At 57.9% G+C, this 8,584-nt stretch carries 8 protein-coding genes; all 8 read right to left on the minus strand.

What is annotated here, in order from left to right:
- Window positions 1-155: 155 nt before the first annotated feature.
- The 8 genes from C5O24_RS08900 to C5O24_RS08935 all read right to left on the minus strand — a co-directional run bounded on the left by C5O24_RS08900 (window position 156) and on the right by C5O24_RS08935 (window position 8,202).
- Window positions 156-1,316 (minus strand): FprA family A-type flavoprotein, encoded by a 1,161-nt coding sequence (locus C5O24_RS08900; RefSeq protein ID WP_107681722.1) that lies wholly within the window; start codon window positions 1,314-1,316, stop codon window positions 156-158.
- Between the two features lie 38 nt (window positions 1,317-1,354).
- Window positions 1,355-2,842, minus strand: a complete 1,488-nt coding sequence (gene cysS / locus C5O24_RS08905) for a cysteine--tRNA ligase (RefSeq protein WP_107036711.1) — start codon at window positions 2,840-2,842, stop codon at window positions 1,355-1,357.
- Between the two features lie 62 nt (window positions 2,843-2,904).
- Window positions 2,905-3,258 carry a DUF3467 domain-containing protein gene (locus C5O24_RS08910; RefSeq protein ID WP_107036712.1) on the minus strand — a complete coding sequence of 118 codons (354 nt, stop codon included), beginning with the start codon at window positions 3,256-3,258 and terminating at the stop codon, window positions 2,905-2,907.
- On the minus strand, window positions 3,255-3,980 hold the full coding sequence (locus C5O24_RS08915; RefSeq protein ID WP_107036713.1) for a hypothetical protein: 726 nt from the start codon (window positions 3,978-3,980) through the stop codon (window positions 3,255-3,257). The genes C5O24_RS08910 and C5O24_RS08915 overlap by 4 nt, the downstream gene beginning before the upstream one ends.
- Before the next feature lie 41 nt (window positions 3,981-4,021).
- Entirely contained in the window at window positions 4,022-4,687 is a 666-nt protein-coding gene (locus C5O24_RS08920; protein WP_107036714.1) for an ABC transporter ATP-binding protein, read from the minus strand.
- Between the two features lie 75 nt (window positions 4,688-4,762).
- Window positions 4,763-6,442 (minus strand): AMP-binding protein, encoded by a 1,680-nt coding sequence (locus C5O24_RS08925; protein ID WP_107681723.1) that lies wholly within the window; start codon window positions 6,440-6,442, stop codon window positions 4,763-4,765.
- Window positions 6,443-6,461: 19 nt separating this feature from the next.
- Complete coding sequence (locus tag C5O24_RS08930; RefSeq protein WP_107036716.1) at window positions 6,462-7,016, minus strand: helix-turn-helix domain-containing protein; 555 nt, start codon at window positions 7,014-7,016, stop codon at window positions 6,462-6,464.
- Window positions 7,017-7,218: 202 nt separating this feature from the next.
- Window positions 7,219-8,202, minus strand: coding sequence for a polyprenyl synthetase family protein (locus C5O24_RS08935; RefSeq protein ID WP_107681724.1), 984 nt, complete (start codon window positions 8,200-8,202; stop codon window positions 7,219-7,221).
- Between the last annotated feature and the right edge of the window lie 382 nt (window positions 8,203-8,584).

Genomic DNA, 8,584 nt, shown 5'->3' on the forward strand with positions numbered 1-8,584 from the left:
GCGTAGACCGGGGGGCAGAGCGTTCACCCCATTCGGCCGAGCCGCTGAGCGTGCGAGATCAGCCGCACCGCGCCAGCCCAGGCCACCTATCAGACGCACGTCGGCCCCGCGGCGGATGCCACGGAGCCGACACTATATGACTTACACCTGTCTTTTCAGCTGTCGATCTGCGAAGCCAGCTCGCGGAGCGCACGGAGCGAATCGTCAGAGAGACGACTGCGTATAGTGACCGGCTCGCCCACGACTGTCATGTCATTCATCGCCGACAGCATGGCCGACATCTTGCGTGCCGCCACCGGAGCCCACGAACCGTTCTCCACCAGACCCACACGCCGCCCGCGCAGACCCTTGCTCTGGAGATGATGCAGGAAACGGTGCATCGCCGGGAACATGTTGGCGTCGAGAGTCACCGAACACAACACCATCGAATCATATTTGAACGCCAGGCTGACAGCCTCCGACACATCTGTTGCCGCCAGATCCACCGCCACCACCTCGCAACCCGAAGCCCGAAGCATCCCTGCGAGCGCCAGAGCCGCATCGGCTGTGCCGCCATAGACCGAAGCGTAGGCCACGAGCACGCCGCGGCGCTCAGCCTCATAGCGGCTCCACTTCTCGTACAGACCGAGATAGTGTCCGAGATCCGATTTCAGCACCGGCCCGTGAAGCGGAGCTATCACGTCGACAGTCAGCTGCGAGAGCTTGCGCAGAAGCGCCTGCACCTGATTGCCGTACTTGCCCACGATATTGGCATAATAGCGGCGCGCCTCGTCGTCCCAGCCGCCGCCGAGACCGACAGCGCCGAAACGTCCGAAAGCGTCGGCCGAGAACAGCACACTCTCCGACTCCTCGAACGCCACCATCACCTCAGGCCAGTGGACCATCGGTGCAGCGTAAAACCGCAGTCTGTGGTCGCCCAGATCTATCACATCACCCTCCTTCACCTCCATTAGGCGCCCGGCGAAGTCCACACCGGAGAAAAACTGCGGCAACATCTGCAGAGCCGCTTTCCCGGCCACGATCTTCATTCCCGGCCAGCGCACGAGCGCCCTGACGATATTCGACGAGTGATCAGGCTCGGCATGGAGCATCACCAGATAGTCGGGCTGACGACCCTCGAGAGCGGCGGTCAGATTGTCGAGCCATTCGTCGCCATATTCGGCGTCGACACTGTCGAGTATCGCCGAGTGGGTCGATCCGGACACGACATAACTGTTGTAGGACATCCCCGACGGAAGCGGATACTGGCTCTCAAACATCTTGCGGCCCGTGTCGTCGACCCCCGCATATCTTATGGCATCGCTTATATCGTACATGTTTTTACCTGTCTGTTGAAACGTTATCTTTCCGATCCTCACGCGAGACTCCACTCCCAGCCGTCGCGGGTATCCTTTACATTGAATCCGATCTCCTTCAGGCGGTCGCGTATCAGATCGCTCGTTGCCCAGTCCTTCTTTGCCTTCGCCTCGGCGCGTATCTGCAGCAGAAGCTCCACCGCGTCCTCAAACGGCTTGAGACGGGCGCCGCTTCCGGCCGAAGCAGCTCCAAGCTCGTCGGTCACGCCGAGTATATCGCCCAGGAAGGTGTCAAACAGACGGCGGAGAGCGTCGATATCGGCCTGCGTGGCCTTGTCATGGCCGTCGTTGATACGGTTGATCATGCCGCAGGCATCAAACAGAGCCGCAATCACCACCGGAGTGTTGAGATCATCGTCGAGAGCTTCGTAGCAGCGTGATTCGACTGCGGCCACGTCGACCGTCGACTCGTCCGACGCCTTGAGCTGTTCCAGACGTCGACGACCCTCGAGCATACGCTGCAGAGCCTTCTCCGACGCCTGCAGAGCCTCGTTGCTGAAATCGACAGTGCCGCGGTAGTGGGCCTGAAGTATGAAGAAGCGTATGGTCATCGGCGAATAGGCCTGCGTAAGCAGCGGATGCGAGCCGCTGAAAAATTCGTCAAGAGTGATGAAATTACCCAACGACTTGCCCATCTTCTGGCCGTTGATGGTGATCATATTGTTGTGCATCCAGTAGCGCACGGCGTCGTGACCGTTGTGGGCCACCGACTGCGCTATCTCGCACTCGTGATGGGGAAATTTCAGATCCATGCCGCCGCCATGTATGTCGAACGGCTCGCCGAGATACTTCTCGCTCATCACCGAGCACTCCAGATGCCATCCCGGGAATCCCTCGCTCCAGGGCGAAGGCCAGTGCATGATATGCTCCGGAGCTGCCTTCTTCCACAGAGCGAAATCGGCCGGATTGCGCTTCTCCTGCTGCCCGTCGAGTTCGCGGGTCGTGGCGAGAAGCTCGTCGATATTGCGGCCGGAAAGCTTGCCGTAGGCATGATCGCGGTTATACTTCGGGACGTCGAAGTAGACCGATCCCTCGCTCTCATATGCATATCCGCTCTCAAGTATCTTCTTGATGTAGTCGATCTGCTCTATTATATGACCCGAGGCATGAGGCTCTATCGAGGGAGGAAGCACATTGAGCCGCGCCATGGCATCGTGGTAGCGGTTGAGATAGTGCTGCACCACCTCCATCGGCTCAAGCTGCTCCAGACGGGCCTTCTTGGCCACCTTGTCCTCGCCAGAGTCGGCATCGTGTTCCAGATGACCCACATCGGTGATGTTGCGCACATAGCGCACCTTGTAGCCCAGATGCGTGAGATAACGGTAGAGAACATCGAAAGTGATCGCCGGGCGAGCATGGCCGAGATGGCCGTCGCCATATACCGTCGGACCACACACATACATGCCCACCTTGCCGGGGTGTATCGGGACAAACAGCTGCTTGGAGCGCGTCAGAGAGTTGTAGAGAGCCAGATTGTTTTGCTTCATGATGATGTCGTGGAGGGGAGGTGTTACTACGGGATGTAAAAAAAAGAGAGAGGGGGGCATGGTCAAGCCATGCCTCCCGGAATGAATGGATTCGGTATGCCGCCGTCAGTCGGAGCGCTGCCGCCGTTCTTGCCCTTGGGCGTCTTGTGGCGGATCTCGCCGAACGTCGCCTCATACTTGCGCACAGCGTCGTTGAGGGCGAAGAGCAGCCCTTTGGCATGTTCGGGAGCCATTATGATACGGCTCTGAACCCGCGCCTGAGGCACATTGGGCGATACCGATATGAAATCTATGAAGAACTCGCTGGGAGCATGGCTCACTATCGCCAGATTGGCATAGCGGCCGTCGGCCACCTCAGGCGGGAAATCAATCTTAAGTTCCTGCGGCCCCGTCGGATTGTCGTTGTTGCCGCTCATTGCTTCTTGATGGTGAATAGTTTGCCGTCGGCGCTTATCTCGCAGCCCTGCGAAGAGCCGCCGTTGACGCTGCTGTTGGTGTTGTTGATATGTATCTTCAGACCAAGGCAGGTCGAAAGATTCCAAACCTCTGATATGTCGTAGGTGGCTATCAGGGTAGCGCTGTTTACAGAGCCTGTCGAGGCACCGGTGCCGAGATTCTCGAAATACATGTAGGCCTCGGGATAGTCATTGTTGACGGTAGCCGGATCGATCACAAACTTGGGATTGATACGGGCCTCAAGGTTGTAGGGAACCAGAGCGGCCATATTGATCCACTTTCCGCTACGGAACATCGTCTGCAGATAGATCGAGCTTATATCCTGCCAGTTGGAAGGCACGGGATCGGTCAGCGATGCTTTCACATTCGGAATGGAAGCGCACTGGGTCAGGCTGACTACCATACCCTCGGTCAGTCCCGTCGACGGAGTGGTGAACGACACATACACGCGCTGGCCTATGAGCACATCGGCAGGCATAGAGCCCTGGGCACGGAATGTGATCGGCTGAGAGTCGTTCATCTCCTGGAAAGAGAAAGTGATCATACCGCCGGCGCTACCCTCGTAGGTCACCACGTTGGAGTAGTACATCTTGTTGTCGTCATCTCCGCCTGAATTGCAGGCTGTCAGTCCGAGCGACATCGCTATCAGAGCGACGATCGCCATGAGCTTGAAGTTTTTCATACGTTTCTTTTCTGTGTTTTTATTGTTTATTATCTGTGTTTTTATTTGGTTTCTATGGATGTTATCATACCGTCCGCCATCATGATGCGCCGGTCGGTGTCGGCGGCAAGGTTCTCGTCGTGGGTGACGATCACAAACGTCTGCCCGAAGTCGCGCCGCAGATCGAAGAAGAGCCGGTGAAGCTCGGCGCGGTTGCGCGAGTCAAGACTCCCCGACGGCTCGTCGGCGAGCACGGCCATGGGATCGTTGACCAGAGCGCGGGCCACCGCCGCCCGCTGGCGTTCGCCCCCCGACAATTCCGAAGGACGATGATCCATGCGCTGCGACAAGCCGAGATAGTCCACCAGACGCCGAGCCGCTGCGAAAGCATCGGAGCGCTTGCGACCGCCGATCAGAGCCGGCATGGCCACATTCTCCAGCAACGTGAATTCAGGCAGCAGCTGATGGAACTGAAACACGAAGCCCACGTTGCGGTTGCGGAACCGCGCCAGACGCGAGGCATTCATCGACAGAGGATCCTCGCCGTCGAAACTCACCCGCCCGCTGTCCGGACGGTCGAGAGTGCCCATGATCTGAAGCAGCGTTGTCTTGCCGGCGCCGCTCGGCCCGACTATCGACACGATCTCTCCGGCATCGACCCGCAGGTCTACGCCTTTGAGCACCTGAAGCCCTTCGAAACTCTTGGTGATACCTTGCACTTCTATCATGGCAATCGCAAAATTACTATAAAATCCATAGTCCCCTCAGGTAATTTGTCGTTTTTAACTCAAATAAGGGAATCTTTACGTCGCCGGCATCCCGCCAGAAGCGTCGCGCCGGCGTATCTCCACACGCCGGATCTTGCCGGAGATGGTCTTGGGCAGCTCGTCGACAAATTCTATCACACGCGGATACTTGTAGGGAGCCGTGGCCTGCTTGACATGATGCTGAAGCTCCTTGACAAGCTCCTCGCCCGCACGGCGCTTCCAGTCAGGCGCCAGCACCACGGTAGCCTTCACCACCTGGCCACGTATCTCGTCGGGCACGCCGGTTATGGCACACTCCACCACCGCCGGATGGGTCATCAGGGCACTCTCCACCTCAAACGGGCCGATGCGGTAGCCGGAGCTTTTGATCACATCGTCCACACGACCCACATACCACAGATAGCCGTCCTCGTCGCGCCACGCCAGATCGCCCGTATGGTAATACCCTCCCCGGGTGGCATAGGCCGTCAGCTCCGGATCGCGGTAATACTCCTTGAAGAGTCCGGCCGGACGGCTTCCGTCCTCCGGCAGTTTCACCACGATCTCGCCCTGCTCGCCATCCTCGGCCGGAGTGCCGTCGGGAAGCAGAAGTCTCACGTCATAGCACGGATTGGGCACACCCATCGCTCCGGGCCTCGGCTCAAGCCACGGCATAGTGGCTATCGTAAGGGTGGTTTCGGTCTGGCCGAATCCCTCCATAAGCCTGATGCCTGTCTGTTTCAGAAAGGCATCGAACACCGCCGGATTGAGCGCCTCGCCCGCTATGGTGCAGTGGCGCAGCGACGACAGGTCGTAGTCGGACATATTCTCGCGAATGAGGAAGCGGAATATCGTCGGAGGGGCGCAGAGGGTGGTGATGCGGTGGCGCTCTATCATGCGGAGCATGTCGGCCGGAGTGAATTTCTCATGTTCGTAGACAAACACCGTCGCTCCGGCTATCCACTGTCCGTAGAGCTTTCCCCACACGGCCTTGCCCCAGCCCGTATCGGCTATCGTCAGATGCAGGTCGTCCGGACCGAGATCGTGCCACAGCGAACCCGTGGCTATATGCCCGAGCGGATAAGTGAAGTCGTGAGCCACCATCTTCGGTTCTCCGGTAGTGCCGGAGGTGAAATACATCAGCATCGTGTCGCTGTTGTCGTTCTTCGGTTCGGGTCGCTTCCACTCCCCTGCCGAGGCTATGCCGTCGGCAAAACTGTGGAATCCCTCCGGCACCTCAGGCCCCACGCTTATCAGAGTGTCGACCGACGGAGAGTCGGGCATGGCGGCCTCCACATGAGGGAGCACATTGCTGTCGCCCACACACACTATCGCCTTTATAGTGGCGGCGTTGCAGCGATACACTATGTCGCCGGCCGTCAGCAGATGAGTGGCCGGAATCGCGACGGCGCCGATCTTGTGGAGAGCTATGATCGACAGCCAGAACTCCACACGCCGGCGGAGTATGAGCATCACCATGTCGCCGCGCCCTATGCCGAGACTGCTGAAAAACGAAGCGGTGCGGTCGGTCAGATCCTTTATCTCGGCAAACGTGTACGACCGTTCATGCCCCTTGTCGTTGGTCCAGAGCAGAGCGCGCTTGTCGGGCTGCTCGGCGGCCCATGCGTCGACCACATCGTAAGCGAAATTGAAGTGGTCGGGTATGTCGATACTGAAATTATCGATAAAATCCTGCTGCGACGTGAAGCGGCTACGTTTTGTGAAACGTTCTATCATGATGATGTGAGATTTTGCGTCAGAATATTATTGCGAGAAATTTCACTGGCTTGCCTCCGGTGGCCACCACGCGGTGACCCAGTTCGGCGTTGAAATATATGCTGTCGCCGGTGGCGAGCTCGGCTATTCGGCCGCCGATATGAAGCTCCATCGAGCCCTCGAGCACAATATTGAACTCCTGTCCGGCATGGGTGGTCTCAGCCGGAAGCGGCGCGCCTGCGGCAAGAGGATGCACAGTGACGATAAACGGATCAGCCCTCCGGCCGGCAAAGCCGGCGGCAAGCGATCGGTAGCTGTAGGCGCTCGACCGCTCCACAAGCGCGCCCTGTCCGCGGCGGGTGATGAAATAGCTGCTCATGCGAGGCTCGTCGCCGAAGAGAAGCGCCGGAAGCTCCACGCCACACTTCGTGGCTATGCGCTGCAGCGTGCTCATGGCTATATCATGCTCGCCGCGCTCCATCATGGCGTAGGTGGCGGTGTCCACCTCACACATCTCGGCCATGGCCTCGACGGTTACGTCCATTGCCTCGCGCAGACCTTTGAGCCGCTGCGCTATCTGTTGAAGATGATCCATAAACAATAGTTTGATCGTGATAATAATCCTGCATCCGCCCTCAACGAGGCTGTACGCCCTTTTGAGTATCGCGTGATAGGCTATAGGATGAATGTCTGTGGTATGAACCTGCTATAAAAACGACCGGGCGGGGTAGGTTGTTCCGCAAAAAACACTATATTCTCCACTCCGTACCGCATCCGGCTACATGGAATGATCCGGTTCACCGGTCGCGCTCTATGATGTAGCGGAATATGTCGGCAAGAGCCTCGGCTGCTTTGCCCGACGGCGATGCCACCCGCTCAAGCTCGGCGATACCCTCCGATGCCAGCTCCTCCATCCGTGCGTAGGCGTAGTCTATGCCTCCGCCACGGCGGGCGAAGTCGATAAGCACGGCTATCTCGTCGTCAGAAAGTTCATCCTTGCCCACAAGTTCACGCATCGACGCCGCTTCGGCGAGATCCGTGCGGTTGAGCGCCGACAGCAACGGCAGCGTCACCTTGCCTTCGCGCAGATCATTGCCCACAGGCTTACCTATGGTCGCAGCGTCGTCCGAATAGTCAAATATATCATCCCTGATCTGAAAACAGAGACCGAGAAGCTCGGCATAGCGACGCATCGGCGCAAGCTGCTCTTCGCTCGCCCCGACGGCATAGCCTCCGATCTCCACACACGACACAAACAGCGAGGCCGTCTTGCGGCGGATCACTTCAAGATAGGCCGACTCGTCAAGACAATGATAGCGTGCGTTGTATATCTGGTCGATCTCTCCGAGCGAAAGCAGACGGCCAAGACTCGCTATAGAGCTGACCACGCGGATATCCTCGGTCGACAAGGCCTGCTGCAGCGAGGAGCTGACGAAAAAATCACCAACCAGCACCGCTATGTGATTGTCCCACCGACTGTTGACGGTTGGCCGACCGCGGCGCATCTTCGACTCGTCGATCACATCGTCGTGGAGCAGCGATGCGTTGTGGAGCAGCTCCACGGCGGCAGCGCCGGCCATCACACGGTCGTTGACCTCCCCGAGCATCTTCGCGGTCAGTATCACCAGTATCGGACGTATCATCTTGCCCTTCGACTTCAAATAGCCCTCCACAACACTGTTCATCAGCTGATTGCCCGAGCCGAGCGCACTGTCGATACGCCGGGCGAGCGCTTCAAGTTCGGGAGCTATGGTGTTTCTTATCTCTTCGAGGGTCATCATCTGTCAAGGGTGAAAAATGAGTTGCAAAATTACAAAATATCATGCGAATTCCCCATATTTTACCACCGAAGATTATTGCCGCCTTGACAAATATCGACATTTTTACTAACTCTCCACGGCGCTGACGCCGCCGGACCTCGCGAAATCCGACCGCACTCACACCCGCGCAACCGAAATCGGTCACATCAGCGCAACAAGACCGGCCTCCCGCCACACCAAGAACCGCCCTCTAAGAAACTGTTTAAATTTAATTGTGAGGTTCATTGAGAGGATTTTATGAGGTGTTTTTACGAGTCGAAGAGGGAGCATAGCGAGCTATGTGACCGATGAGACTCGGTGAAAACATCCATAAAAGACCTCAAGGAAGCCACAAGATTCACTA

This window comes from Paramuribaculum intestinale (assembly GCF_003024925.1).
GTDB lineage: Bacteria > Bacteroidota > Bacteroidia > Bacteroidales > Muribaculaceae > Paramuribaculum > Paramuribaculum intestinale.

Excerpts from the sequence above, each read along its gene's own strand:
- C5O24_RS08910 (WP_107036712.1), bottom strand. The coding sequence starts at position 3,258 with ATGAGCGGCAACAACGACAATCCGACGGGGCCGCAGGAACTTAAGATT.
- C5O24_RS08900 (WP_107681722.1), bottom strand. The coding sequence starts at position 1,316 with ATGTACGATATAAGCGATGCCATAAGATATGCGGGGGTCGACGACACG.
- cysS (WP_107036711.1), bottom strand. The coding sequence starts at position 2,842 with ATGAAGCAAAACAATCTGGCTCTCTACAACTCTCTGACGCGCTCCAAG.
- C5O24_RS08935 (WP_107681724.1), bottom strand. The coding sequence starts at position 8,202 with ATGATGACCCTCGAAGAGATAAGAAACACCATAGCTCCCGAACTTGAA.
- C5O24_RS08920 (WP_107036714.1), bottom strand. The coding sequence starts at position 4,687 with ATGATAGAAGTGCAAGGTATCACCAAGAGTTTCGAAGGGCTTCAGGTG.
- C5O24_RS08930 (WP_107036716.1), bottom strand. The coding sequence starts at position 7,016 with ATGGATCATCTTCAACAGATAGCGCAGCGGCTCAAAGGTCTGCGCGAG.
- C5O24_RS08915 (WP_107036713.1), bottom strand. The coding sequence starts at position 3,980 with ATGAAAAACTTCAAGCTCATGGCGATCGTCGCTCTGATAGCGATGTCG.
- C5O24_RS08925 (WP_107681723.1), bottom strand. The coding sequence starts at position 6,442 with ATGATAGAACGTTTCACAAAACGTAGCCGCTTCACGTCGCAGCAGGAT.